A 24,997-nucleotide genomic window follows, 5' to 3' on the forward strand; every position below is an offset into this window, starting at 1 on the left:
GAGCTACTTAGCATTTTTGTATCGTAAATTTTAAGACTATGACAGCAAAAATAAAGTGGAGCAACGTGTATCTCCTGTTTACCTCGCAGGCGTTGTTCCAGACCGCATCCATATTGGTTATTACGCTATCAGGTGTGGTAGGCTTGCAAATGGCTCCCGACAAAAATTTGGCGACATTACCATTAGCAATGATTACCGTAGGCACAGCAGGTATGATGATACCTGCATCACTTATCATAAGAAAATTAGGTCAACGAAAAGCCTTTATGATGGGCACGCTGATAGGTGTTTTATCAGGTTTGGTTTCCTGGTACGGTATTATTCAAAATTCTTTTTGGCTATTTTCCATTGGCAATATGCTGATAGGCGCCTATCAGGGATTTTCGCAGTACTACCGTTTTGCGGCGGCTGATGCAGTTCCAGACAATGCAAAAAGTAAGGCAATCTCTTTCGTTATTGCGGGAGGCGTTGTTGCCGCTTTCGCTGGTCCCAACTTAGCACGCTTTACACAGCATTTAGGGGTGTTTCCTTATGCCTATTCCTACTTTTCCATTATACTGCTAAGCATAATCGCATTAGGTGTCGTTTCCTTTTTAAAATTGCAAAGAATATCACAAGTACAAATCAATGAGGCAGTACAAAAAGGTCGCCCTTTAAAGGAAATCGTTAAGAACAGAGATACCGTTCTTGCGATACTGGCATCAGCTACCGCATTTGCAGTAATGGGGATGTCTATGACCGTTACACCGATAGCAATGCACAGTTTCGGGCATTCTTCTGACGATGCGGCTACCGTTATTCAATGGCACGTTTTGGGCATGTTCCTGCCGTCATTCTTTACGGGTATGCTCATTCAAAAATTTGGTGTATATCGTATCATTATTTCTGGCTTAATCATTTTGTCACTATACATCATTGTTGCACTACTGGGAACAGGGCTCGCTCATTTTGTTTCCGCTTTGTTCATTGTGGGCTTAGGTTGGAACTTCCTGTTTATCGGTGGTTCGGCATTGCTTACCAAAGTGTATCGACCGGAAGAAAAAGAAAAGACACAGGCTTTTCACGATTTTACGGTTTTTGCAGTCATCAGTATGGCAAGCTTCTTTGCAGGCAGTTTGTTTAATCATTGGGGTTGGAACGGCGTAAACATAGTAATGATACCTATGCTCATCATTACATTGATAGCGGCGATCCGAATTATAATGAAGAAAGAGAAGAGCGTACACTAAACAGTAAAAGTCACAAATCAAACAAGAAAAATCACAATGCCTGCGCGACCTTTAATGTGGAACTTTGTATTGTATTAAAAGGTAAATGAAAATTTTAAAAACCTTATTGCTAAGTACCGCAGTTTCACTTACAAACCTTATCGGCTTGTAACAATGCGGAAAGCAGTAATAAAAAATCATAAGATATGAACACACATCATCAAGCAAATCACGACAATGCTTACACTTGTCCGATGCACCCGGAAGTAACAGGAAACAAAGGCGATAAATGTCCTAAATGTGGTATGGGATTGATACCTGTTAATAAAGATAAGAATAGCCAGTATGAAGTGCAGCTTGCAACCAACCCACAAGATGTTGAAGCTGGCAAATCTACAAACCTGTCAATTGCCATTACCGAACACGGCAAGAAGGTTCCGTTGGAAGTAGTGCACGAAATGAAAATGCACTTATTGGTTGTAAATGAAGAACTGACCTGGTTTGACCATATACACCCCCAAGAACAAGCAGATGGTTCGTACAACGTATCAGAATCGTTTCCGGCGGCAGGGAAATACCTTTTGTTTATCGACTATAAGCCAAGCAGCGGCCAAGCCGATGTGAACATGCAAAAGATCGATGTAAAGGGCACCTCGGTAGCTCAAACAACCGAGTTAAAAACTAATCTGGTTTCAACGGTTGACGGTTATACGTTAACCCTGCTTAATGGCGAATACTTTGAAACAAACAGAAGCCAAGGCTTGCAATTTTCAGTAGAAAAGGACGGTAAACAATTACAGGAAAAAGATATGCAGAAGTATCTCGGAGCAAACGCCCATATCGTAATGATTAGCAAAGCCGATAAAGATTTTCTACATATTCACCCGATTTCTGATAACCGTTTTCCAATATACGCAGAAACACTTATTAAAAAGGCCGGGCTTTATAGAATGTGGGTACAGTTTAAAATAAACGATGTGTTACATACAGCAGACCTTACGATTACGGTTTCTGAGGGCGAAAACACAGGTGAAAAACATAGTCACGGCAACCATCAGCATTAATAAAATCAGTAAATCTCACAAATCAAACAAAGAATATCACAATACCTGGCCTCAAAAATATGGTGAATTTTGTGGTGTACTAATTATCATAAATAAATTACAAAAATGGAAAATAAAGAATTTCAGTTCAAGACCAATCTTAATTGTGGCGGATGTGTATCAAAAGTAAAAGCTGATTTGGACGGTGCCGATGGCATCTGCGAATGGGCCGTAGATACGGCTAACAGCGATAAAATTCTGACCGTAAAAGCAGAGGGGATTACAGAGGACGAGGTAGTCGCAATCATTAAGAAAAAGGGCTTTAAAGCCGAACCTTTAGCGGTTTAATACATAAGCCCTATTAGTTACCAAAGAGAACGGATAGGGCTTTTTTATGAACACCCAATATGTCTTGGAATGAGATTTTTGATTGTAGGCGACCCTCAATTACGAACTCATTTTATCCTTGTTAACGGCCTCAACAAATTCCAAGTTCAATGATAAACTATTGCCAAACAGTAATAAGCGAATTAGATGATAGAATAAAAGAAATAACCTACGAACAGAGCAATTCATTAATAGCTTATGAAAATGCTATCGAACTGGTGTTACAAAAGATTGAAGCGGTAAAAATGCATTTCCTGAAAATCGGCTTTAAAGACGAGATAGAGGAAATTATGTTTTTCAAGCAGGTAAAGCCGCAATTGATTTCTAAGTTAATCTTCTTCAACGCGATTTACAAGATTGAAACAAAAAGACCACGAGGTGGAGAAAAAATCATTAAAAAATATCTCAACGTTGAACTTTCCAAAATCAAACGTTATTTCGATGCAAATTTAGAATTTTACAAATACTACAGAACTAATAGTAACCATCTTGACAACAAATACTTTGTACGGGGTAAGCACGATATCAAACTAAGTTTAGATACTTATTACTTTGAAGCAGACCACAACTTTTCAACCTCACACGATTTCAAAGTAGCCAAAATTATTGCCCACGATTTAATACAGGTCTACCTCGAAGACCAATTAAATAATAACAGCCAGAAAAGAGCATTAGATAATCCACCTTTAAACTGGACCGGTAGTAAAACCTCATTAATTGAGTTAATATACTCACTACATTCACAAGGCTCTATTGACAATGGCAACATGGATATTAAAATCATCGCCAAGACCTTTGAGACTATGTTTAATATTGATCTGGGTGATTTCTATCATTCCTATTTGGAATTAAAGGCGAGGAAAATAAACCGAACTAAATTCCTGGATAGTCTTCGGGATGCACTAATCAAAAGAATGGACGAGCAAGACGAAAAATAAAGGTAAAGTTTCACGGCTTTACCTTTATTTTTTTAAATTTGCCGTAATGATTTACAAGGTAATCAAATGAAAGCAAGTGTAGTAAGCACCATTACTAAATCGTTACCGATAACACTTCCAGTTCTTGTAACCTGCTCTTTATTAGTCACTTTAGACTAAATTAATCTTTTTTGTAAAAAAACTGCTAATTCTCCGTTTCCTCCAGGATAATCAGGCATTTCATCTACAAAAGAATAAACATCCATCTTTAACAATGTGTCATAGGTTTTACTACACTCACTGTATTGCTTGTTCAAATTACTTATTTTATAGCTACACGTAATTATAGACATGATGATTAAAATATAAGTTACTTTCATATGGGTTATTTTTTAAACAGCAATACTAAGTGTATTAAACTTCGTTTGAAGGTAGTAAAACACTACGCCCAGCTTTGATTAATATCATTCCTTACCAAGACAACCTAAAGCCTCCGAAACACTATTAACAAAGTTAATATGCCCAGCTTTGTTACTTTCAAAAATAAAGTCTTTGATACTTTTACTGGTATAGTGACTGAAATCTCCAACGATAGCTAAAGCAACACGATAAGTTGAAAACTTTTGAAGTATTTCACCCGCAATGCCTGTTTTTAAATCAAAAAAATCTGGAGTGATGTTTTTTTGATGAATAATGATGTTGTCAAAGCCCTGATAATATAGATTTCCTAATAAATCTAATCCATCTTGGGCATTATTAATAAAAATATAATCTGCTGTTGCCTCCGCTATCTTGATGGTATTTACTTCATGTGTTTTTATTTCCATTTTTATCGATGCTAAATAGATTAATAAGGTTTTTTATTTGTTTTTTGCACGAAACTTAAATCAAAAAATGTATCGAAAATTAAGCCATAACGAAGAGTTTTCCAATAAAACATTCATAAATGGTTTACTAAAAGCAGACTATCTACTTCTGATGATTTTTATCATTAATATGTTGATAAGGGCACTTTAAAAGTAATAAAACAGCATATTTCAAAGACATTTATACGTAAAACCACCTAATGATGTTATGACAAATAGGATTTAATTAAGACAAGAATTTTGGTTTTTAAAGTTTTATTGCTAATTTGGTTACAGTATTTAGATATTAAACAGACAATTATGCTGAAAAAGGTCTTATTTACCATACTTTGTGTCGGATTTCAATCCACTATCTTTGGGCAATTTTTACCAAAAGATTCCACTCAAAATAATGCTTCACATACCACGCTAGGTACTGTAAATAATCTCCTCGATTTCGCTAACGACCATCTTCATTTAAGATACCGCTCGGGTGGAACTTCTAAAAAAGGTTTTGATTGCTCAGGATTTGTACGCTATTGTTTCCAGAATTTTGGGATGATTTTACCGCATGGTAGCGCTGCTCAAAGTTTATTAGGATATTCAGTATCAAGATTGGAAGCTCAGCCCAGTGATTTGATTTTCTTCAAAGGACATAATGCGAAGGGAAAAAGAGTCGGTCACGTCGGGATTGTTACCGAAGTAACCGACAAATATATTAAGTTTATTCACTCAGCTTGGAACGGTGGTGTTCGCTATGATTATTTAGATGCCGCTTATTATCAAAAAAGATTTATGGGCATCAAGCGTGTTTTGCACACGCCAGAGATAAAAAATGCTAAGAATTAATAAATGAGTAATTGGTGATTAGATTTTATGCTAACTAATACTGTGCTCATTTCTTAACTAAATCTTTTCAAAAACCTGTTGAATTTCGCAATATAACAGCCCACTTCCACCACCATAATGTTGTACAATTGGTAAATGAGGATTAAGCTTGTTAAAATATTCTCTGAGGATTTCCTCCGACTCCTCTGCTATACCGCTTCCTAGTAAGACCATATCAAAGCTTTTTGCCTTGCATATCGCAAACACTTCTTCATCAGTTAATGCTCCTGTAGCCCACCAAGCTTCATTTTTGTTGATTAATCGCAGTACTACTTCATGGATTTCAACATTTCTTCCGATTACTAAAATTTCAAATTTTTTCATATCGACATCGGTACTTCCATTAATAATATTTCAGCATCTTGACTAATCGCTTTTATTTTCAGACTATCCACATTCCAAACACCAAAGCCATCTCTGTTTGCTACCTCGAAGCCTTCAATATCAAAGCTTCCTTTCAATACAAAGGCATATACGCCGTTCCCTTTTTTCTTGATTTGATACGTTTTTTCAAAATCTTTATCAAATGTCCCTAAATGAAACCATGCATCTTGGTGAATCCATACGCCTTCATCTTCTGGATTGGGTGATAATATTTGTTGTAAATTATTGTGCCTGTCTTTTGTATCTAACGTAATTTGGTCATAACGTGGCGTAACGTTCTTTTTATTGGGGAAAACCCATATCTGCAAAAATTTCACTAAGCTATCTTGGCTTTGGTTGTATTCAGAGTGGTAAATGCCTGTTCCTGCACTCATTACTTGAATATCTCCTTGCTTAATTACCGCCACATTCCCCATGCTATCTTTATGCTCTAAGTTCCCTTCAAGCGGAATAGAGATAATTTCCATATTATCATGCGGATGTCTGCCAAAGCCTTTACCAGCATCCACACGGTCGTCGTTCAAAACCCTCAACACGCCAAAGTGCATGCGTTCTGGATTATAATAATTGGCAAAACTAAAGGTATGGTTACTATCTAACCAACCATGATTAGCGTGCCCACGAGAGTCAGCTTTATGCAAAACCGAGTTTTCTAGTATTTTAGAAGGGGTATTAGGAATATGATTAAACCCGATAATATCCAATTCTTGTAATTCATCTATATCGTTTTTGATTACATTGCCCAAAGCAGCAGTTGCTGCAAAAATACCAGTACCTGTAATGCCTTTTTGTATGAATGTCTTTCTGTCCATCGTCGTGTTTGTTTTTTCTTGAGTCAAAATTACTGTGCCAATATTTCCGAAACATTGAACTAGGACAAGATATTTAATGATTGTTTATTTATAAGCGTTTCTTTTACTACAAAATTAACGCTATCATAATTTCATCATTTAGAGAAATAAAAGAAAAAGATATAATTTACTATTATGTTAAAGGCTTTCTCAAATTGAAGCGTAAATTAGCTACTCTCTTCTTTATAATTAGATTGCTTTATACACATCATTCAACCCAACAACCTAATACAATATTGATGAAAACTTACATATTCTTCTTGTTGATATTTTGTGCTTCCATTACTAGGCTTCAAGCACAAATAAATCCAGATACCACCAATATTCAATGGCATCAAGGCTATTTAGATATTCATCATATTGTTACGGGAAGTGGCGTTTCGACATTCTTTGCTTTGCCTGACGGAACTACGATGATGGTTGATGCTGGAGATATTGGGGATGTTGCTTTTCGTAGAAATAGTTGGCCCTTTACGTATACACTTCCTTACCCTAATAATACTAAAACTGCTGGACAATGGATAGCAGATTATATTCAACAAATATTACCTAATAAACCTGTTATTGATTATGCCCTGATTACTCATTATCACGACGACCACATGGGTATTATCAACGCTGGTACTAAAATAGCCACTAATGGTGCTTATAAACTATCAGGCATAACTGAAGTGGGTGATTTAGTACCCATCAAAAAGTTGATTGATAGGAATTATCCTTACAATAATTTCCCGACTGATTTAAAAGTTGCATACAAGAATGAACCAAGTATTTTCTTGAATCTACAAAAATTCATTGAGTTCCAAAAACAACACAATGGACTAATCGGCGAACAATTGAAAGTAGGTGCAATTGACCAAATAGTTTTAAAAAACAATCCATCAAAGTATCCCAATTTTAAGGTTCGGGGAGTAAAAGCCAATGGTACTATTTGGACAGGTAATGGAAACGAAACTTTTGAGTTCTTTACGGCAGATAGTGTTTTAGATGCTAAAAAAAGATTCAATGAAAATCCGTTGAGCCTTGCCATCAAGCTGTCTTATGGTAAGTTTGATTATTTTACGGGAGGTGATAATACAGGCTTGCAAGGGTATGGTTTACCAACATGGTTTGATGTAGAAACGCCTATCTCAAAAGCGGTTGGCAAAGTAGAAGTAACTACTTTAGATCATCATGGGTGCAGAGATGCTACTAACGAAAATTTTCTCAGAAATCTGCAACCCCAAGTAGTCGTAGAACAAACTTGGAGTAGCAATCACCCCGGAGAAGAAGTTGTTCACAGGCTTATCTCAGACCATATTTATAAAGGGAAAAAGAACCTATTTGCAACCAATATCCAAGAAGCAACTAAAGCAGCGATAGGTTTTTGGTTTACTGATGGTTTTAAAAGTATGTTTGGACATACCATCATAAGGGTTTTGCCTGGAGGAGAAACATTCTATGTTTTAATTGCAGAAACAATAGACAATAAACTCAATATCAAAAAAGCTTTTGGTCCATTTCTATGTCAATAGTATGTCCTAAAAGGATAGCCTCATAAAAATATTATCTGTAACAGAACGAGAACGCTAGTTTTGGGGTATCAACCGTTATTAATAAAATTTTTTGTGTCCTACAAAGTAGAACCCAAAGACCTACGGAACAGTCTTCCTAGTTGAGAGGTTCTTCTGAACGTATAAATTTCCACTTTTTTCTGAGCTACTTCTTCTAAGTTTTTCAAGAATACTTGTGCTGTTTGCCCTAGCCAAGCCTGAAAGACGTCGCTAATACTTTGGTGGGTTGGCACATATTCAATAAAACGTGAGAAATTGAAGGTAGTGTCTGCAATTCCTGCCCCTGCACGTTCGCCATCTAAGGCATTTATTTGCTGTTCGATATGATTTGGCACTGGTACCATCATGATTGGTTTGCCTAGATACATGGCTTCGCAAACAGATTCAAATCCTGCTGTACAAACTAACCCTGAGCAGTTTTGCATCATGGTTAAGAATTTTTCAGCATTTACCTGATGGAAGGTAAGGTTTTCTTGGCAATGCCATTCATTCCCAAAATCAGGATTGTTCCAGAAACAATGTACTTCCACATCTCTGTGTTCAGAATGCCAATTGATAATATCTTCACCCAATTTATGGTGAGTGATGTAAGCTAAGAAATAGGGTTTTACTGTAGGCGTCAATGCCTTCACTTCTTTTCGTAAAAGTGGTGGCGTTACTACAATGTGCTTAGCTTTGTCTTCAGGCATTTCTACAAAAGACAAAGCTAATTTTTTAGTTGAATTTAAAGAGGTAAGACGTGTATTGAGGTTTAATAAAAAACGATCTATCTTTTTGTCTGGCAATGAAATAAACTGATTGTGTAATAACAAATATTGATGTCCTACACAAACAACAGGAATATTCGGACGGTGGAATTGTGCATACAAGCCACAGATAATATCATAAAAATTCACGATAACATCAGGTCGATGCATTTCAACCTCATCTGCCAAAAACTGAACACTTTTACGGTATTTTCTAAGCTGTAAAACGTGCGTTTTAATCGTATCCCATACCTTTACAGCTTTGGTTTGTCCATAAACTAAGCTAGGGGCAGGAAAAGTATTGATTGGAGCAGTAATTTTTTCTTTAAAAAAAGCAGGGATATGATGTTTATCCTCCATACCCACCATTACAGAAACCACTTCGTGCCCAGCAGCCGTTAGGATTTCAAAGAGGGAAATAGCCTGCGTTAAATGTCCACGGCCTTCACCTTGTACTACGAATAGATACTTACTCATATTGGGTATATTTTAAGAGATACTCATAAAAATTCCTTTGGCAGTTTTCATAGCCTCAGAATCTATTAATTCATCTGATAATTCTTCTTCTAAATCCAGACTATTTTGGAGTAAATAGAGCAAGTCCCAATTCCCTTGATAGTCTTCTACTAATGCTGTTAACGATTCCACCCAGTCGCCCGAATTCATGTAGGTAATATCCTGAATAAGGCGAATGTCTGGTTTATGAATATGTCCGCAAATAATACCTTCGCAATGGTTTGCTCGGGCTAACTCCGTCAATTTCTCTTCAAAATCCGACACATAATTTACAGCCTCTTTCACCCGTTGCTTAATCCTCTGTGAAAAAGAATAATATTCAAACCCTCTCCACTTACGGTATTGATTATACAGTTTATTGATGGATAATAAAAAGGTATAACCAATGTCACCTAAATAGGCAAGCCATTTCATTTGTGAGGTAACCGAATCAAAAATATCTCCGTGTGTAATAAGGTAACTCTTTGTGCCCGACTGTAGAATATAGTCGCGCTGAACAGTGAAGTATTTACCTAACTGAAAAGGAATAATTTGGTCTAGAAAATCATCATGGTTACCTCTCAGGTATATTACCTTAGTATTATGGTTCTCAATCATTTTCAACACAGCTCTAAAAAAAGCAGTATGTTTTTTCTTCCATGAACCACCCTTTTTGAGTTGCCAGCCATCAATAATATCGCCATTCATAATTAAGGTTTCGCACGAGATACTCTTCAAGAAAGCAGTTACTTCTTTAGCTTTTGAACCTTCTGAGCCTAGGTGAACATCAGATATGATGACGGTTTTATATTGTTTTGGCGTTTTCATAAACCAAAATTGTAATTTTACTTTAACCCTATGATTGCCAGAATATTAAAGGATTGTTAAGGATTTAGTTTCTTGAGAACAAATAACCAACTCCTTTAATCGTGCGGATATAATCTTCACCAATCTTTTCACGAATTTTCCGAATGTGAACATCTACTGTACGTTCGGTTACGTGAATGCCCTTTCCCCAAACACTTGAAAGAATTTCGTCACGGGTGTACACCTTATTAGGGTTACTGACAAAGAACATCAGCAAGTCGAATTCCTTCTTAGGTAAAGTCCATGAAGATTCTTTTACTGCAATAGAATAATTCTGGCGATTGATAATCAAATCCTCTAAAACCACCTTTTCTTCATCTACTGTATCAGCAATATTTCTTTGGAAAACAGCTTTTATTCTGCTAATCAAAGCCCTTGGTTTGACAGGTTTGATGATATAATCATTGGCACCAATATCAAAGGCTGCTACTTCCGAATACTCTTCAGTTCTGGCGGTCAAGAAAATAAGGTAAGAATTCTTTAATTCTTTAGATTGCTTAATAATACGCCCAGCCTCTATGCCGTCCATGATGGGCATCATAATGTCCATCAAAATCATATCTGGTAAAAACTCTTGTGCCACTTGAATACCTTGAAGACCGTTTTCGGCAGTACGTGTTTGAAAACCTTCTTTCTGGAGGTTGTATTCAAGTAATTCTAGAATATCTGGGTCGTCGTCAACCAACAAGATTTTCAGAGATAGGTCAATCATATTTATAATCTTAAAAACTGTTTGATTCAAAAATTTAGTCAAACTTACTCTTCTAAGATTATCTCAGTGTTAAGGTTGAATTATGCTTTCTTTATGTTTATTATGAAACAAACATAGATGTCATAAACCAAGTAAAATTGCGTTGAAAAACGGTCAGATAACGTCTTGCTTTTTGCATGAGATGATTTGTTTTAAGTTCTAGGCAAAAATACATTTTCAATGTAACCGTATCATTAACAGCACTTTATGATTTCGTAAAGGATTGAAGAATGACAGAGAATTAACATATCCATAATTATCTGATAATCATAGAATATTCCTGAGCATATTATTTTCGATTTCTAATATTAATCACGAAATCATGTCAGCCCAAAAACTCATTTTTCTTTATTCTGACTCCACCTTTACGCCGTGGAAAGAAAATATTTTCGGAAGTACCATCGCTACTTTCCTAAAAGCTACGCCCGAAAACTATTATCCTTATGTAACACATTTTGTGGGCTTTACGACAGAATTTGCAGATTTTCTGAAACAATTCGACATGGTTTTTAATGTATGTTATGGTTTCGGTGAAGCTGGTCAAGCAGATATTGCCCGTTGGTTAGATAGCCACGCCATTAAACATACAGCCAGTACTTATGATATACAGATACTTGCCAAGGATAAAATGAATCTTCCACAAATCTGTGAAGAAATCGATGTAAAAACGCCTCCTATCATCCAGTTGGGTGACGTAGCTACTTTAGAATACGAACGTTATATCGTAAAACACAGAATGGGAAGTTTACACCTGAATATGTTAGTATTCGATGCCTCTGAAATACCTTATCAGGAATTACTCGAAAAAGAAAACTATATCATACAGCCTTATATTACAGGCCGTGAATTTACGGTAGGAGTAATTCCAAACGAAAATGGGACAGACTATATGGCATTGACGCCTTTAGAAATTCGCCCTGATGACGACCGTGAGGTATATATAGCGGGACAATCGTATGGAGTAACCGAAAAAATACTGAATCCTGACATTGAAGAAAGCATCAAAAGGGAAATCATGCATAAAGTATTGACATTACACAAAACCATGAAAATAAAAGGAATGTCTAGAACAGATATCCGAATCCATAATGGTGAGATTTATGTATTAGATATCAATACAATGCCTAATCTGGATGCTCGTAGTTTCTTGCCAAGTATTGCTCAAAACGAAGGTGTTGACTTGAAAGAACTCTTTCGTAGAATTTTATTAGTCACTCAAATAGCCTATAACCAACCTATTGAATTTGAAATGGCTTAGTTTACAATTCCTTTACAAACAATAGATAAAGTTTACAAAGGCTTAATTGTCAGAAAACTAAGAGGTTATCTTAAAAACCCATCTTTGCGCAACCAAACTGTAATTAGATGCAAAGACGTGATTTACTTCGCCAGATGGGGCTTATTGCTGGCGGTTTATCCATTCCGAATTTAGTAAAAGCACAAGAAGACAAACCAACTGTTCCTAAAAGAGTATTGAGGGTGGCTCATATCACTGATGTACACATCGAAGAAGCTATTCCTTTAGTGAATTCTTCTAAAGGTTTTGCAAGATGTTTACATCATATACAAAATGAAGTAAAGCCCGATTTAATTATCAATTCTGGCGACTGTGTGATGGATGCCCATAAACACAGAAAAGGAAATGTAAAAAAGCAGTGGGATTTATTTAATGATGTATTGAAAGCTGAAAACTCATTGCCTGTTTTTCATAGCGTTGGCAACCATGATATTTGTTGTGAGGGTGATAGTCAAAGTAGTTTTGAAGATGGAAAAAAATGGGCAATGGACGAAATGGGGCTAGCCAAGCCTTATTATAGCTTTGATAATAACGATTGGCATTTTGTGATGCTAGATAGCGTTCAGAAAAAGAAGGATGGCTCGTGGTATACGGCTAATTTGGATGAAGAACAATTCGATTGGTTAAAAAGAGACCTGAAAGCTTTGCCTGACAATAAACCAACAATGGTAATATCGCATATTCCTATTTTGGCAGCCTGTGTTTTTTTTGATGGTAATAACATGAAAGAAAAAGATGGACGATGGGAAGTGCCAGGGAGTTGGATGCACACAGATTCTAAACAAATTGCAGAACTTTTTCATCACCACAAAAATGTAAAGCTCGCAGTGTCGGGTCATATACATTTAAGCGACCGTGTTGATTATAATGGTGTTTCTTACTGTTGTAATGGTGCTGTATCGGGCCGCTGGTGGTTTGGAAAATATCAGCATACAGAAGCAGGCTATGCTGTAATTGATTTATACGACGATGGTTCTTTTACTAATCAATATGTGAGCTATTAATAGTTGTGATTATATTATTTAGCGATTGAGTGAGTTGTGATTTAGTGATTATATTAGTTGTGAATTGTGAGTTAGTGATTGAGTGAGTTAGTGATTTGTCAATAGGGGAGTATTATTAATTTTATTTAATTACAAATTCACTAACTCACAACTCACTCAATCACAATTCACTCAATCGCTAAATAATAAACTCACAACTCCTCACTTCAAATACCCATATTCAATAGCGAGCTTAATCAAGCCTGCTACATTTTTTACTTCGAATTTTGCTAATAAATTACTTCGGTGAGTCTCTACAGTTTTATCACTAATAAAGAGTGCAGTAGCAATTTCTTTCGTGGTTAAGCCTTTCCCGATAAGGTCTAGTATTTCTCTTTCTCTACGCGTAAAACGAATTTGATAAAGACTTTTCTCTTGTTGTTTCTGACGAGTTAACCCCCTCATGATAATATTCATTACCTCCTCGCTTTGGTAGGTATTGCCTTCATACACCGTTCTGATAGCTTTTTGAAGTTCTTCACCACCAGTGTTTTTCAAAATATATCCCGACGAACCGTTTTTAATCATTTTAGTGATAAAACTCTCATCATTATACATAGACATCGCCAATACTTTTACCTTCGGATGATTGTCTGAAATAAATTTACAAACATCCAGCCCACTATCTTCCCCAAGGTTGATGTCTAGCAAAACTACATCAATGCTATTTGATTGTAAAAAAGTCTTAACTTGTTTCGCTGTTTTACATTCTCCTACCACCTGAAAGTCTGCCTCTGTCGATAACAGAGAAGCAACACCTTCAGTGAAAATTTTATGATCATCAACTAATAAAATGCGTACCATTACGTGATTAATATTTGGCAAATGTATATTTAACTGATATGAAGAAATATTTTTTATACCCTAAAATAACAATATTTTTTTTGCTTTTCAAGGTTTCTTTAGCAATCTCCCAAGATGAGTACCCTAGTTTAAGTAAAAATTATACGAAAGCACAGCTAGATGAAATGCTAGTGAAATATCAAAATAGGAAAGATACACTTGGGCTAGCTTATACTTATTGGAGTTATGCCAAAAGTGAGGAAAAACAGTATGGACTTAATTATTCTCCACTCACGAACCTCCGTAAAAGTATGGAGTGTTTTCTGATAATGAAAGATTCTGCTAGTTTTTATAATATCAGAGGAGCATTGGGGTCTTATTTTATGGATAGGCCTTTTATTAAAGAATATGCAAAGGAATACATTAAAGGTGCTGTTGATTATTTCAGAAGAAAGAAACAGCCCAACAGCGAAATCGGGCATTTAGTTAATTTAGCCAATATTGATATTCATGGGAATAATTTTAAAAATGTAAAAGCAATACTCGATAGGGTTGAAATGCTTAATAGAGAGGTAAAAGATGAGGCCTACGAAGGAAGGCTACATTCTTCCTACTCTGATTATTATTACCGTATTAAAAAATATGACGAATCGCTAAAACATGCTGAAATAAGTTATGAAGTAGGAAAAAAACTACAAATCGACTGGCTGGAGGCACTTTCATTGTATGTGAAATCTAAGTGTTTGGATGCGCTAGGCAGACAGGAAGAAAGACTAGACGCACTATTGGAGAGTCAGAAAATTGTGGAGAGTAATACTATTTTGATACAGCTACAAAAGGAGATTTACTATGAAATACAAAACTATTATTTGAAAAAAAAGAACTACCTGAAAGCCTATGAGTTTATGAATAAAGCTCGACAGACTACGGAGGAGCTATATTTTTCAAAAATGGAAAGTGATGTTCGGGATTTTAGTGAAAATAATTTATTAGAAAAACAGCGGATGGTTGTTGCTAAAATTGCCTTAGAAAAAAAGCTTGCAGACATAGAATTGGATAAACTCTTGATAAGGCAACAAATGTATATCGTGTTAATTATTCTAGCTATATTTTTTATTGGGGTATTGGCGTATGCTTATCTTAGTCGGCAACGGTTTAACAGACTGGATGCAGAGAAGGTAAAGAAAAACATACAGATAGAAACCCTAAGGGCATTAATTAGCGGTCAAGAAATAGAACGAGTAAGAATATCACAGGAACTTCATGATGGGCTTGGTACTTTGCTTTCTAGAATTAAATTTCAAACTGAAAATATTGGTACTTCTAAAGAGCAGATTGCTGAAATGGTGGATGTTGCCTGTGATGAAGTACGTACAATATCGAGTAATTTACAACCCAATGCCCTGACAAAATTTGGGCTAATTCGTTCGATAGATGATTTGATATTGAAGCAAAATAGTATTTCACCTAATATTATCTTTCAACATTTTGGAAAAGAATTTGAAATTTCCCCTGAAAGTAGCTTAATGATTTTCAGGATTATTCAAGAATTGATGACTAATGCACTAAAACATGCAGAGGCAACAGAAATATTGATTCAGATTGTATATCAGGAAGAAAGGACATTGACTATTACTGTAGAGGACGACGGTAAAGGGTTTGATGATGCCAAAATTCAGCCCGAAAATAATGGTTGGAACAATATTCGTTCAAGGGTAAATTATTTACATGGTATCATTAATCTCCATTCAGAACCATCAGATGGCACATCGGTAACCATTGCTATTCCTTTTGTTTGAGGGTAGTTTATAATGAACATTTTATTAAAATACACTTTCTTTTCTATTAGCGAGTGACTTAAGTCACTCGCTAATAGAAAAGAAAGTGTAAGCGCCTTTTACAAAACTCCTGTCTTAATTTTATTCAAGGTACTTTCTAAATTACTGGTATTAAACCCTAGCTTTTTGAAATTATCTATTGCTTTTGTCTCCCATTCTATCGCCTCATCCTTTTTCCCTAATCTATATAATAAACAAGCATAGGTATCCATCATGCTTGAGTTTTGTTTTATGCTTTCATCTGGACTAAGTGCTTCATAAATATCAATTGCTCTTTTCGACCATTTTAAAGCTTTTACTAACTTTTCCAAATCATTGGTGTATTTAAAAAAATCGAATGAAATATTATTTAACTCTTCCGCATACTTTAAGTAATGTGAAGTATAAGAAAAAGATGTTATCCCATTAACACCTTGTGATTGTCTCCTTTGTGTAAACATAGTATTACGTTCTTTTTCTTCTCTTTTTTTCAACGTATCTACAGATAAAGACATTAAAGTATAGTCACAAAAACTTTGTGCATTTTGTAAAAAATTGGTTGTGTCTTTAATATCCTTATAAAAGTTATTTAAATACGACTGTCCATAAAACCTACCCTTTTCATACTCTTTTGCATAGGTTGATGTAATAAAGCTACTTAGCTGCATCGCTAAATTTCTATCCTTATCTTTCTTCGCAATATTTCTAGTAGAACTTATTACTCTACTATTAATTTTAATCCTTTGTTCCAAAGAATAGGTAAAGAAAAGGCTATCAATTGTCTTAGTTGTAAAAAGTGCATACAATATTTTCCTTGCTTTTCCATTGAGTGGCAAACCCTGTTCAATCATTAGTCGGGCATTATCAATTGTAGAAAGTTCATTGATATTATTCAAATTGATGTACTCATCTACCAAATGATAGGTTTCAAAATTGACAGCACTTTTTTCTTGAATAAGTTTTTTTAGTAAATCTTTATTTCTTTCGCCTTTGGCGTATTGCATATCTAGTTCTTTAAGCGTATTATTCTTTGATAGTGCAATAGCTTTATCAGCAATTTCTAAATACATAATTGGGCTAGATGATGTCGAACCTAGTCTTTGTAAAACATAGCCGTCATTATCTAAAAACAATGAGCCCATCGAAAAGCTACCCAAATTAGTTTTAGTGATGATTTGCTTGTATATCTCATCGTCAAACTTGATAGAAAGAGAAATGAAATTAATGTCAAATTTTTCTTTTAAAGCAGGACTTGAAAGCCCTTTTTGACCTACATCATTACATTGGACACAACTTGGAGAAGCAATTTGCACAAAGATGAGTTTCTTGTCTTTTTTAGCCTTTACTAGCGCTTTGTCAAAAGACGAAAAGGTTTCAAATTGTACTTGAGCAGTCACTGTAGAGAATTTTAACAAAGAAAGCAACAATAGGAGAATACCAAAGTTGATATTTTTCATAGAGATAGAAAGTTTGAAATGTGTTTTGATAATAAGGTATTGTACAAAACTAATCATAAAACCCAAACATGACATCCTTTCTGATAATATTAACGTGAATTTAAAATAACGCAATCTCTTCAATGAACGATGATTCTCTTTAAAAGAGCCTAAAAATAAAGGGCGACTATCAATTTTTTGATAGTCGCCCTTTGTATAAGATTTATCGTTAGCCTATTCCACTACAATAGTTCTTGTTACCTCTTGTGGTTTAGCAGAGTTAATATTGATTGTACGAGTGATTTTTTCAGTACCATCCGTAATTTCTACAGAATAAGTACCGTCGTTTAATGCTTGTAAATCGAATTTACCATGATACGAACGAGCACTTTTTGCGATTCTTTCATTGTGTATTACTTTACCGTCTTTGTCTTTGATGGTAACAGTAACTGCTTTTCCCACCACTTTGTCCAATGTGAGGTGCATATCTAAAGTTCCCACGCTTTGGTACATACCGATAGCGAAGTTGTTAGTTTTGTTAGCATTTACGTTGGTTTCACCAGCGATAGGGTTAGCAAAGATAGAAGAAGTAGTTAAAGTGGCAATAGCGATAATTTGAGCAAAAGTTTTCATTTTTTGATTTGTTTAGATACGGTTAAAATTATGATTGTCTAGAGGTTAAACCACTGTCTGTTAATTGATTATGATGTTTTGTTGTTAGATTGTTGATTCAAAATTAGCAGATAGAGTGATAGTTTCAATAGAAAAAGGAATGGTCGGTTGGCGGAATTGATAAACGGTGATTTTGGTAGGCTGGCTATAAAAAAGCATTCATATTTTCCATTTTATTACTAGCGATAGCATATAACTACAATATTCATAGGTTGACAGTTCTTGTGTCTAAAGGCTTAAATCTTAAAGTCTAAAAAATATAACTACACTACCCATTCGTTAACATTACCTTATTATTTATCCTCAATAATCATTTTTGCCTCCTTCAAAGTAATATTTATCCTTGTGAAATCACTGCTTCTTCTTTATATGATGGAATGTAGTATTCTATAATACTATTATGCTTTCCTTGATATAATATCCATATAGTTCAAATACTTCTTCTATTAGTCAAATTCCATCATTTTGCCTGAAAACCAAGGGTAAACCCTTGATTTTTAAATCAGGGGAAAGCCCTGATTTATATAGTACAAATTAAACCCAATTTTGTACTATTATTTATTATACTATACTGGTATAAAGTTTAACTTTTTTAATTATGTAGTTTCCTCTCATATTTTAAATACATTTTACCCAAAAATTCATTTACAATGAAAACAACTTTCCAAAGCAGTGATCCTCCAAAAGTGGACAAAAAATTATTTTTAAAATTGTCATTAATTGTTTTGATGTTCGTATTTCACCTTGGTGAAGTATCAGCACAAAAAGCAGCGGGTCCAACACAAAAAATTACTGGTAAAATTGTTTCTAGTCAGGACAACCAACCTGTACCTGGTGCAAGTATATTAGTAAAAGGCACTACATCGGGCAGTACTGCAAATTCGCTAGGAGAGTTCGCCATCGAAGCAGGTAGTAATGCTACTTTAGTGGTTAGTTCTGTAGGATACTCTTCTCAAGAGATAAAAGTAAATGGTAGGCTAAAGATAAATATTACCTTAGTAGAAAATATTTCTTCATTAGACGAAGTAGTTGTAGTAGGGTATGGTTCGCAAAAAACACGTTATCTATCAGGTTCGCAAACCAACATTGGCGAGTCCGAAATAAAGAGAACTGTAAATACTTCGCTTGACCAAGCACTTCAAGGACGTGCTGCCAACGTATATGTGGCAAGTAACTCTGGTAAACCGGGTGGTGCCTCATCAGTATATATTCGTGGGGTTTCTTCAATCAATGGTAATACGCAACCAATGTATGTAATTGATGGGGTACAAATTGTGCCTCCAAACAATACTGAATCAGACGGACAGTCAAATATTCTTGCAAGTTTGAACCCCGATGATATTGAATCGATGAACGTTCTTACAGGCCCTTCGGCACAATCTATCTATGGTTCTAAAGCATCTAATGGGGTAATTGTAGTAACTACTAAAAAAGGAAAGGCTGGTGATACAAGGATTAATTTTACAAGTATGTATAATTTCCAGACTTTGCCAAATCAGTTACCTGTAATGAACTTGAAAGAGTATGCAATCTATAGCAATGCTTGGGCTGATGTATCTGGATATGGTCGTCAGGCTGAATTTTCAGACCCTTCAATCCTAGGCGAAGGTACAAACTGGCAAACTGCTTTGTTTAAGACTGCTGCCATGAAGAAACAACAGCTTTCTTTAAGTGGGGGGAATGATAGAACAACTTATTATCTATCTTTCGAATTGTTGAATCAAGATGGACTAGCACCTAACTCAGGTTTTGATAGAAAATCTTTGAGATTAAACCTTGAAAATAAATTACGTAGCTATTTAAAGATTGGGACTAATTTGTCACTTTCAGGGACTAATGAAAATCTTTCCATCGGAGACGACCAAATCATTAGTACAGCTATTCAACAATCGCCAGCTACTCCGCTTAAAAACGGTGATGGCTCGTGGGGTGGTCCACAAAACGTTACTCCAACTACGCCATCGTACGTTTTTGTAACGAACCCTGTGGCATTAGCTTATACAAATAGTAATGTTTACAAACGTATAAGTACCTTCGGTGCGGTATATGCTGACTTGACGTTCCTAAAAGATTTTGTTTTCCATGCTGAATTTAATGGTACTTATGGTAATGACACCAGAGCGATTTTTAATCCATCTTACCAATTTGGGGTAAATAATATTACACAAGGTGCAACCAACTCGGTTACTTCATCAAGAAGATATGCTGGTAATAGCTATTATTGGAGCACAAACCAACGCTTAAATTACTCGAAGAGATTTCAGAAACACGACATCAATGTTACGATGGGACATGAGTCTCAATATAGCTTTTCTGAAAATTTATCAGGAAGTGTTACAGGCTATACGAGTAACAACATTCCAGAATTATCTGCTGGAGATTTAAAGACATCAATCAGTGGTAGTAGTAGAGATGCAAGTTCACAAGAATCTTATTTCACTCGCGTTGGCTATATTTTTGATGATAAATATATTGTTCAAGCAACTTATAGAGCTGATGCCTCTTCAAACTTTGGTCCAAACAATAGATGGGGCTTTTTCCCTTCTGTATCAGCCGCTTGGAGAATTTCTAAAGAGAATTTCATGAAAGATGTGAGCTCTATTGATGACTTGAAATTAAGATTAGAAATGGGAACAACGGGTAACCAATATTATGGCAAACCTATTTATGCTTCTTTGAACGCAATTCCTACACAAACAGGTCAAGGCTTTTTAGCAGCCAATTTCGCTAACCCAGATTTGAAATGGGAAAGTACACAGTCTTATAACATCGGTTTTGATTTACATGCCCTTAAAAATAGAATTCAAGTAGTTTTTGATGCCTACATCAGAAAAACTAGTAACCTAATCACTGAGCTCCCATTACCAGCTTATGCAGGTACAACAGGTACAGGTGCTATTGGTTCTCCAGTTGTTAACCTTGGTAACTTAGAAAACAAAGGGATTGGTCTTTCAATCAATACAGTACCTATTGAAGGAAAAACGGCAGGTTCTTTAACTTGGAAAAGTGGATTTAATATCTCATTTGATAGAAATAAATTATTGAAACTAAATACTGAAAGAGCTTTTGCTAGTCGTAAACCATGGTTTACCGATGTGATTTCTCGCTCAGATATTGGTCAACCACTTTGGCAGTTTTATTCATATAAATATGATGGTATCTTCCAAACTTACCAACAATTAATCAATAGTGCTATTCCTGCCAACGTACCTATCAGTCAAAATGGCGTATGGGTAGGTGACGTAAAATTTGTGGATGTTAATGGTGATAAAGTAATTGATGATCAAGATAGAACAATCGTAGGAAACCCTTGGCCTAAATTTACTTTTGGTATCAATAACAGTTTCTCTTACAAAAATTTCGATTTGTCTATCTTCATGCAAGGTACTTATGGAAACCAAGTGTTTAATCAATTGAAATTAAATAACTCTGGTTTTACAAACCTTATCCGTGGTGCTTACAAAGAAGTTATCAACTTTGCTAGACCGAGTAGTTATGACGAAACCGCCGTGTTGCTAAACCCAGGTACTCAAGTACCAAGAGTAGGTAATACACCAAATGGTAATAACCGTGCTACAGATAAGTTTATCGAAGATGGCTCATATTTACGTGCTAAAAACATCACGTTGACCTATACATTGCCAAAAGCAATCCTTAAAAAATACTTGCCTATTAACGGACTAAGATTTACTGCGGGGGTTCAAAATGCTTTTACAATCACAAAATACACTGGTTATGACCCTGAAGTAGGAAACTCTTCTAACGTTCCTGGTTTTGATAACGGTCGTTATCCATCTTCAAGAATGTACACTTTTAGTTTGTCGGCAGACTTGTAATCATCGTACATTTTACCATGTTTAAACATCAAGAAAATGAAAAGAAATAGTTTTTTAAAATATATGTTCTTATTCTTAACTATTTGTGGTTTGGCAAGTAGTTGTAAAGAAGATTTCCTAGAAAGACCCCCTTTAAGTAACCTTACTGCGGGTACTTTCTTCAATACAGATGCTGAATTATTAACGTCAACAGGGGCATTATACAACCAAGTATGGGCAGGAGCGAACGGACAGTCGTTACTAGCTTTTGGTGATGGCCGAGGAGGTAACTTCTTTACGCCTTATGTAGCCGACTGGCTTCAATTCTGTTCTTTTGCAGTATCTAATACAAATGGAGCTTTAAAAGACTCTTGGTCATCATTTTATAATATCATTGCTCAATCTAATGTATTAATGAGCAATATAAATACTTATGCTAAACCATCGGTTTCGGCAGCAGCAAAGAATAGAGCACTAGGTGAAGCACGTTATATGCGTGGTTTGGCATACTCTCTTTTAGTACAAAACTGGGGGCCTGTACCTATTATTACGGATAACATCAAGCAAGGAGGGGATACTACGCTATCAAGAAATACGGTAGAAAGTGTTTGGGAATTTGCCATTCGTGATATGCAATTCGCTATTGCTAATCTTCCTGTAACTTCTACTTCAGGACGTTTAACAAAGTTTTCAGCCGAAGGGATGTTAGCAAGATTTTACCTGACTCGCTCGGGCTTGAATTCAACGAATGGACAACGTAGCCAGATGTATTTAGATAGTGCAAAATACTATGCAAAAGATGTTATCTTGAACAGTCCATACAAATTGATGGACAACTATGCAGACTTATTTTATACTAAAAACAACAATAATCCAGAGCAATTATTTGGTTTACAATGGGTTCCATTGCGTGATCCTTGGGGTGTTGGTAATGGTTTCCAATCTCAATTTGCAGAAAATAGTACAATCACTGGAGGTTCTGATGGCTGGGGTGGTGGTCATGGTGCATCGGCTGACTATATACTAAACCTTGACCCAATAGATTCTATCCGTAGAAAAGCAACGTATATGTTCCCGGGTGACCATTATCCTGAATTAAACAAAAAAGGCGGAGGTTGGTCTGAGGGTATTCCTAACGCAAGTACATACACTAACATTGCCCACTTCAAAAAGTATATTGTTGGTACACCAGACGACAATGATGGAAAAGGGCAGGTTCAAGCTACTGGAAACAATACATATATGCAGCGTTTGGCAGATGTGTACCTTATTTATGCCGAAGCTATTTTGGGTAATAATGCCTCAACTACTGACCCTGAAGCACTCAAGTATTTTAATGCCGTACGCAATCGTGCAGGTTTACCGTCGGTAACATCAATCAATATTGATAAAATTTTACATGAAAGACGCTACGAGTTTGCTGTAGAAGGTGATGCTTGGTATGATATTGTTCGTTTGTATTACTACAATCCTACAAAAGCAAAGGCAATTATTAATGCTCAACAAAAAGGAGATTATAAAATTGAAATCAAACCTGGTACTTATGCTAATGGTAGAATACGTGAATTTGTTACTACAATTGTAGTACCACGTACTTTTACGGTAAATGATGCAACAATGTTTTTGCCATATCCAGATACTGAATTGGCAATGGCTCCAAACTTGAGAAAACCACCAGTGCCTTACAAGTTTTAGTTTCAAGTATAAATTGTAAAATTTGAAAGGAGAGTATTTCTCTCCTTTCAATAAATTCTCATAGAAGATGAAAAAATCAATAAATCATATATTTGGTAAGCTGGGGTTTTTAATAATCGTCTCGCTTGCTATATTATCCTCTTGCAAGGATTCCGAGCTAGAAACAATATCTACGGGAACGCCAGTAATCAAGAAAGTTTATCTTTTAGATACTATTGCCAGACATAAAGACAGCACATTTGTATCATCAATCCCTGATGATAAACTTTTAGTGATTAATGGTGAAAATTTAGGAGGCATCATCAAAGTGTATTTCAACGATTACGAAGCTTCTTTCAATACCAATTATAACACTAATACAAACTTAATTATTAGACTTCCCAAAGAAGCACCAACCGAAGCAACAATGGCAACAGTTCCTAATAAAATTAGAATTGTAACAAGTCATGGAGAGGTAACGTATGATTTTACATTATTGCCACCTCCACCCAATATTTATTGGATAGATAATGAAAATGCTCTACCCGGAACAACGATTACATTAAATGGGGCTAATTTTCTTTTAGTACAGAAAGTGGTTTTTCCAGGAAATATTGAAGTGACTGATTTTAAGGCAACTAAAGAAGGAGATAAAATTGAGGTGAAAGTGCCAGCTAACTTGACACTAGCAGGCCCAATTCAGGTAGTTACTAAATTTGGTGAAGCTAAAACGGTAGCTCCTTTCAATCTAAATTCTGGTACAGCAGTTTTTGCCAATTTTGACGACAAACAATGGGCAGACTGGATGTGGAATATTTTTGTGAAAAACAGTACAACAGACTATCCTGGTGCTAGAGGCTCTTATGCTTATTTTGAAAAAAATACGGTGACAAAAGCTGGCGATAATGCTTGGTGGAACGCAGATGGTAGAGCATTGTGGCTTACTACAGATTTAAGAAACCCACTATTTAATAAAGATAGTTTGTCTAATAGAGTAGAGCAATATTCTTTAAAGTTTGAAATGTATGTTAAGCAGCCTTGGGCTTCTGGTTCTTTCCTGATAAAAGCAAATGGCAAAAATTATGCAGCAAGATTTGAACCATGGAGAGCCGCTGGAAAGGCTTATTCAACTACTGGATGGGTTACTCAAACAATCGCATTAACTGAATTCAGAACAGCAGATGGTACAGGTACTTCGGCGAGCTCAATTAGCGATATTGTTGGCGCAGACGGAAATAATGGTGGAGCTGAATTTGTTTTCTTCTTTGATAATACGACTCCTAAAAATAGTGACATTGATAAGATTGCAATTGCTGTAGATAACCTTCGTATTGTAAGAACGACAAGAAAATAGCAATTGAAAACTATGGTAGGTATTATTGAAGCTGTTTAAACTTTCCCTTTCGGGTTAAACTAAGTCTTTTTTGAATAGCTTGTTCCAAAATTTTCTCAGCGTAGCGATGCTATGCCTCGCAAATTTTGAAAAAATCAATTCAAAAATACAATACTTTCACCTATGAAACAG

At 35.6% G+C, this 24,997-nt stretch carries 22 protein-coding genes; 12 read left to right on the forward strand and 10 right to left on the reverse strand.

The features are described from left to right. The first annotated feature begins 38 nt into the window (after nucleotides 1-38). The 4 genes from J2Y60_RS07860 (at nucleotide 39) to J2Y60_RS07875 (ending at nucleotide 3,576) form a co-directional block, all read left to right on the forward strand. Nucleotides 39-1,229, forward strand: coding sequence for an MFS transporter (locus J2Y60_RS07860; protein WP_309915814.1), 1,191 nt, complete (start codon nucleotides 39-41; stop codon nucleotides 1,227-1,229). A gap of 185 nt (nucleotides 1,230-1,414) precedes the next feature. Beyond that, entirely contained in the window at nucleotides 1,415-2,272 is an 858-nt protein-coding gene (locus J2Y60_RS07865) for a heavy metal-binding domain-containing protein (protein WP_309915817.1), read from the forward strand. 105 nt (nucleotides 2,273-2,377) lie between these two features. Next, on the forward strand, nucleotides 2,378-2,599 hold the full coding sequence (locus tag J2Y60_RS07870) for a heavy-metal-associated domain-containing protein (RefSeq protein ID WP_309915820.1): 222 nt from the start codon (nucleotides 2,378-2,380) through the stop codon (nucleotides 2,597-2,599). A gap of 149 nt (nucleotides 2,600-2,748) precedes the next feature. Next, nucleotides 2,749-3,576, forward strand: coding sequence for an RteC domain-containing protein (locus tag J2Y60_RS07875; RefSeq protein WP_309915823.1), 828 nt, complete (start codon nucleotides 2,749-2,751; stop codon nucleotides 3,574-3,576). Nucleotides 3,577-3,731: 155 nt separating this feature from the next. On the opposite strand, the gene J2Y60_RS07880 is transcribed toward J2Y60_RS07875, so the two are convergent. Next, on the reverse strand, nucleotides 3,732-3,908 hold the full coding sequence (locus tag J2Y60_RS07880; RefSeq protein ID WP_309915826.1) for a hypothetical protein: 177 nt from the start codon (nucleotides 3,906-3,908) through the stop codon (nucleotides 3,732-3,734). Nucleotides 3,909-4,019: 111 nt separating this feature from the next. Next, entirely contained in the window at nucleotides 4,020-4,382 is a 363-nt protein-coding gene (locus tag J2Y60_RS07885) for a DUF4180 domain-containing protein (RefSeq protein WP_309915829.1), read from the reverse strand. A gap of 339 nt (nucleotides 4,383-4,721) precedes the next feature. Here J2Y60_RS07885 and J2Y60_RS07890 point away from each other — a divergent pair, with 339 nt between their 5' ends. Further along, complete coding sequence (locus tag J2Y60_RS07890) at nucleotides 4,722-5,249, forward strand: C40 family peptidase (protein WP_309915832.1); 528 nt, start codon at nucleotides 4,722-4,724, stop codon at nucleotides 5,247-5,249. Nucleotides 5,250-5,306: 57 nt separating this feature from the next. Here the strand turns inward: J2Y60_RS07890 and J2Y60_RS07895 are convergent, their stop codons facing one another. Further along, nucleotides 5,307-5,612, reverse strand: a complete 306-nt coding sequence (locus J2Y60_RS07895) for a response regulator receiver protein (RefSeq protein ID WP_309915836.1) — start codon at nucleotides 5,610-5,612, stop codon at nucleotides 5,307-5,309. Then, nucleotides 5,609-6,484, reverse strand: a complete 876-nt coding sequence (locus tag J2Y60_RS07900) for a pirin family protein (RefSeq protein WP_309915839.1) — start codon at nucleotides 6,482-6,484, stop codon at nucleotides 5,609-5,611. Before J2Y60_RS07900 ends, J2Y60_RS07895 begins: the two co-directional genes overlap by 4 nt. Nucleotides 6,485-6,762: 278 nt before the next feature. On the opposite strand from J2Y60_RS07900, the gene J2Y60_RS07905 reads away from it, so the two are divergent. Further along, complete coding sequence (locus J2Y60_RS07905; protein ID WP_309915842.1) at nucleotides 6,763-8,037, forward strand: hypothetical protein; 1,275 nt, start codon at nucleotides 6,763-6,765, stop codon at nucleotides 8,035-8,037. A gap of 98 nt (nucleotides 8,038-8,135) precedes the next feature. Here the strand turns inward: J2Y60_RS07905 and J2Y60_RS07910 are convergent, their stop codons facing one another. From J2Y60_RS07910 to J2Y60_RS07920, 3 genes are all read right to left on the reverse strand, one after another. Further along, the gene (locus J2Y60_RS07910) at nucleotides 8,136-9,299 is read right to left on the reverse strand and encodes a glycosyltransferase family protein (protein WP_309915843.1); all 1,164 of its coding nucleotides are present in this window, start codon (nucleotides 9,297-9,299) and stop codon (nucleotides 8,136-8,138) included. A gap of 12 nt (nucleotides 9,300-9,311) precedes the next feature. Then, complete coding sequence (locus J2Y60_RS07915; protein ID WP_309915845.1) at nucleotides 9,312-10,145, reverse strand: UDP-2,3-diacylglucosamine diphosphatase; 834 nt, start codon at nucleotides 10,143-10,145, stop codon at nucleotides 9,312-9,314. Nucleotides 10,146-10,209: 64 nt separating this feature from the next. After that, nucleotides 10,210-10,896 carry a response regulator transcription factor gene (locus J2Y60_RS07920; protein ID WP_309915847.1) on the reverse strand — a complete coding sequence of 229 codons (687 nt, stop codon included), beginning with the start codon at nucleotides 10,894-10,896 and terminating at the stop codon, nucleotides 10,210-10,212. A 361-nt stretch (nucleotides 10,897-11,257) separates the two neighbouring features. On the opposite strand from J2Y60_RS07920, the gene J2Y60_RS07925 reads away from it, so the two are divergent. Further along, nucleotides 11,258-12,193: an ATP-grasp domain-containing protein gene (locus tag J2Y60_RS07925; protein WP_309915850.1), complete on the forward strand. Its 936-nt coding sequence runs from the start codon at nucleotides 11,258-11,260 to the stop codon at nucleotides 12,191-12,193. Nucleotides 12,194-12,300: 107 nt separating this feature from the next. Next, nucleotides 12,301-13,236 carry a metallophosphoesterase gene (locus J2Y60_RS07930; RefSeq protein WP_309915853.1) on the forward strand — a complete coding sequence of 312 codons (936 nt, stop codon included), beginning with the start codon at nucleotides 12,301-12,303 and terminating at the stop codon, nucleotides 13,234-13,236. A gap of 201 nt (nucleotides 13,237-13,437) precedes the next feature. Here J2Y60_RS07930 and J2Y60_RS07935 read toward each other — a convergent pair whose 3' ends face one another. After that, the gene (locus J2Y60_RS07935; protein ID WP_309915855.1) at nucleotides 13,438-14,079 is read right to left on the reverse strand and encodes a response regulator transcription factor; all 642 of its coding nucleotides are present in this window, start codon (nucleotides 14,077-14,079) and stop codon (nucleotides 13,438-13,440) included. A 38-nt stretch (nucleotides 14,080-14,117) separates the two neighbouring features. Between J2Y60_RS07935 and J2Y60_RS07940 the strand changes: the two genes are divergently transcribed. Continuing rightward, nucleotides 14,118-15,857: a sensor histidine kinase gene (locus tag J2Y60_RS07940; RefSeq protein ID WP_309915858.1), complete on the forward strand. Its 1,740-nt coding sequence runs from the start codon at nucleotides 14,118-14,120 to the stop codon at nucleotides 15,855-15,857. A gap of 98 nt (nucleotides 15,858-15,955) precedes the next feature. Here J2Y60_RS07940 and J2Y60_RS07945 read toward each other — a convergent pair whose 3' ends face one another. Together J2Y60_RS07945 and J2Y60_RS07950 are read right to left on the reverse strand one after the other, a co-directional pair. Continuing rightward, complete coding sequence (locus tag J2Y60_RS07945; RefSeq protein ID WP_309915861.1) at nucleotides 15,956-17,332, reverse strand: hypothetical protein; 1,377 nt, start codon at nucleotides 17,330-17,332, stop codon at nucleotides 15,956-15,958. A gap of 213 nt (nucleotides 17,333-17,545) precedes the next feature. Beyond that, nucleotides 17,546-17,944: a DUF3244 domain-containing protein gene (locus J2Y60_RS07950; protein WP_309915550.1), complete on the reverse strand. Its 399-nt coding sequence runs from the start codon at nucleotides 17,942-17,944 to the stop codon at nucleotides 17,546-17,548. Between the two features lie 689 nt (nucleotides 17,945-18,633). Between J2Y60_RS07950 and J2Y60_RS07955 the strand changes: the two genes are divergently transcribed. The 3 genes from J2Y60_RS07955 (at nucleotide 18,634) to J2Y60_RS07965 (ending at nucleotide 24,826) form a co-directional block, all read left to right on the forward strand. Continuing rightward, entirely contained in the window at nucleotides 18,634-21,819 is a 3,186-nt protein-coding gene (locus J2Y60_RS07955; protein WP_309915863.1) for a TonB-dependent receptor, read from the forward strand. 36 nt (nucleotides 21,820-21,855) lie between these two features. Continuing rightward, nucleotides 21,856-23,493 carry a RagB/SusD family nutrient uptake outer membrane protein gene (locus J2Y60_RS07960; RefSeq protein WP_309915865.1) on the forward strand — a complete coding sequence of 546 codons (1,638 nt, stop codon included), beginning with the start codon at nucleotides 21,856-21,858 and terminating at the stop codon, nucleotides 23,491-23,493. Between the two features lie 67 nt (nucleotides 23,494-23,560). Continuing rightward, entirely contained in the window at nucleotides 23,561-24,826 is a 1,266-nt protein-coding gene (locus J2Y60_RS07965; RefSeq protein ID WP_309915868.1) for a glycan-binding surface protein, read from the forward strand. The last annotated feature ends 171 nt before the right edge of the window (nucleotides 24,827-24,997 follow it).

The organism is Arcicella sp. BE140, from assembly GCF_031456255.1.
Taxonomy (GTDB): Bacteria; Bacteroidota; Bacteroidia; order Cytophagales; family Spirosomataceae; genus Arcicella; species Arcicella aquatica.

What these genes read in the sequence shown, in the direction of transcription:
- J2Y60_RS07860 (WP_309915814.1), top strand. Translation starts at nt 39, where the DNA reads ATGACAGCAAAAATAAAGTGGAGCAACGTGTATCTCCTGTTTACCTCG.
- J2Y60_RS07865 (WP_309915817.1), top strand. Translation starts at nt 1,415, where the DNA reads ATGAACACACATCATCAAGCAAATCACGACAATGCTTACACTTGTCCG.
- J2Y60_RS07870 (WP_309915820.1), top strand. Translation starts at nt 2,378, where the DNA reads ATGGAAAATAAAGAATTTCAGTTCAAGACCAATCTTAATTGTGGCGGA.
- J2Y60_RS07875 (WP_309915823.1), top strand. Translation starts at nt 2,749, where the DNA reads ATGATAAACTATTGCCAAACAGTAATAAGCGAATTAGATGATAGAATA.
- J2Y60_RS07880 (WP_309915826.1), bottom strand. Translation starts at nt 3,908, where the DNA reads ATGTCTATAATTACGTGTAGCTATAAAATAAGTAATTTGAACAAGCAA.
- J2Y60_RS07885 (WP_309915829.1), bottom strand. Translation starts at nt 4,382, where the DNA reads ATGGAAATAAAAACACATGAAGTAAATACCATCAAGATAGCGGAGGCA.
- J2Y60_RS07890 (WP_309915832.1), top strand. Translation starts at nt 4,722, where the DNA reads ATGCTGAAAAAGGTCTTATTTACCATACTTTGTGTCGGATTTCAATCC.
- J2Y60_RS07895 (WP_309915836.1), bottom strand. Translation starts at nt 5,612, where the DNA reads ATGAAAAAATTTGAAATTTTAGTAATCGGAAGAAATGTTGAAATCCAT.
- J2Y60_RS07900 (WP_309915839.1), bottom strand. Translation starts at nt 6,484, where the DNA reads ATGGACAGAAAGACATTCATACAAAAAGGCATTACAGGTACTGGTATT.
- J2Y60_RS07905 (WP_309915842.1), top strand. Translation starts at nt 6,763, where the DNA reads ATGAAAACTTACATATTCTTCTTGTTGATATTTTGTGCTTCCATTACT.
- J2Y60_RS07910 (WP_309915843.1), bottom strand. Translation starts at nt 9,299, where the DNA reads ATGAGTAAGTATCTATTCGTAGTACAAGGTGAAGGCCGTGGACATTTA.
- J2Y60_RS07915 (WP_309915845.1), bottom strand. Translation starts at nt 10,145, where the DNA reads ATGAAAACGCCAAAACAATATAAAACCGTCATCATATCTGATGTTCAC.
- J2Y60_RS07920 (WP_309915847.1), bottom strand. Translation starts at nt 10,896, where the DNA reads ATGATTGACCTATCTCTGAAAATCTTGTTGGTTGACGACGACCCAGAT.
- J2Y60_RS07925 (WP_309915850.1), top strand. Translation starts at nt 11,258, where the DNA reads ATGTCAGCCCAAAAACTCATTTTTCTTTATTCTGACTCCACCTTTACG.
- J2Y60_RS07930 (WP_309915853.1), top strand. Translation starts at nt 12,301, where the DNA reads ATGCAAAGACGTGATTTACTTCGCCAGATGGGGCTTATTGCTGGCGGT.
- J2Y60_RS07935 (WP_309915855.1), bottom strand. Translation starts at nt 14,079, where the DNA reads ATGGTACGCATTTTATTAGTTGATGATCATAAAATTTTCACTGAAGGT.
- J2Y60_RS07940 (WP_309915858.1), top strand. Translation starts at nt 14,118, where the DNA reads ATGAAGAAATATTTTTTATACCCTAAAATAACAATATTTTTTTTGCTT.
- J2Y60_RS07945 (WP_309915861.1), bottom strand. Translation starts at nt 17,332, where the DNA reads ATGAAAAATATCAACTTTGGTATTCTCCTATTGTTGCTTTCTTTGTTA.
- J2Y60_RS07950 (WP_309915550.1), bottom strand. Translation starts at nt 17,944, where the DNA reads ATGAAAACTTTTGCTCAAATTATCGCTATTGCCACTTTAACTACTTCT.
- J2Y60_RS07955 (WP_309915863.1), top strand. Translation starts at nt 18,634, where the DNA reads ATGAAAACAACTTTCCAAAGCAGTGATCCTCCAAAAGTGGACAAAAAA.
- J2Y60_RS07960 (WP_309915865.1), top strand. Translation starts at nt 21,856, where the DNA reads ATGAAAAGAAATAGTTTTTTAAAATATATGTTCTTATTCTTAACTATT.
- J2Y60_RS07965 (WP_309915868.1), top strand. Translation starts at nt 23,561, where the DNA reads ATGAAAAAATCAATAAATCATATATTTGGTAAGCTGGGGTTTTTAATA.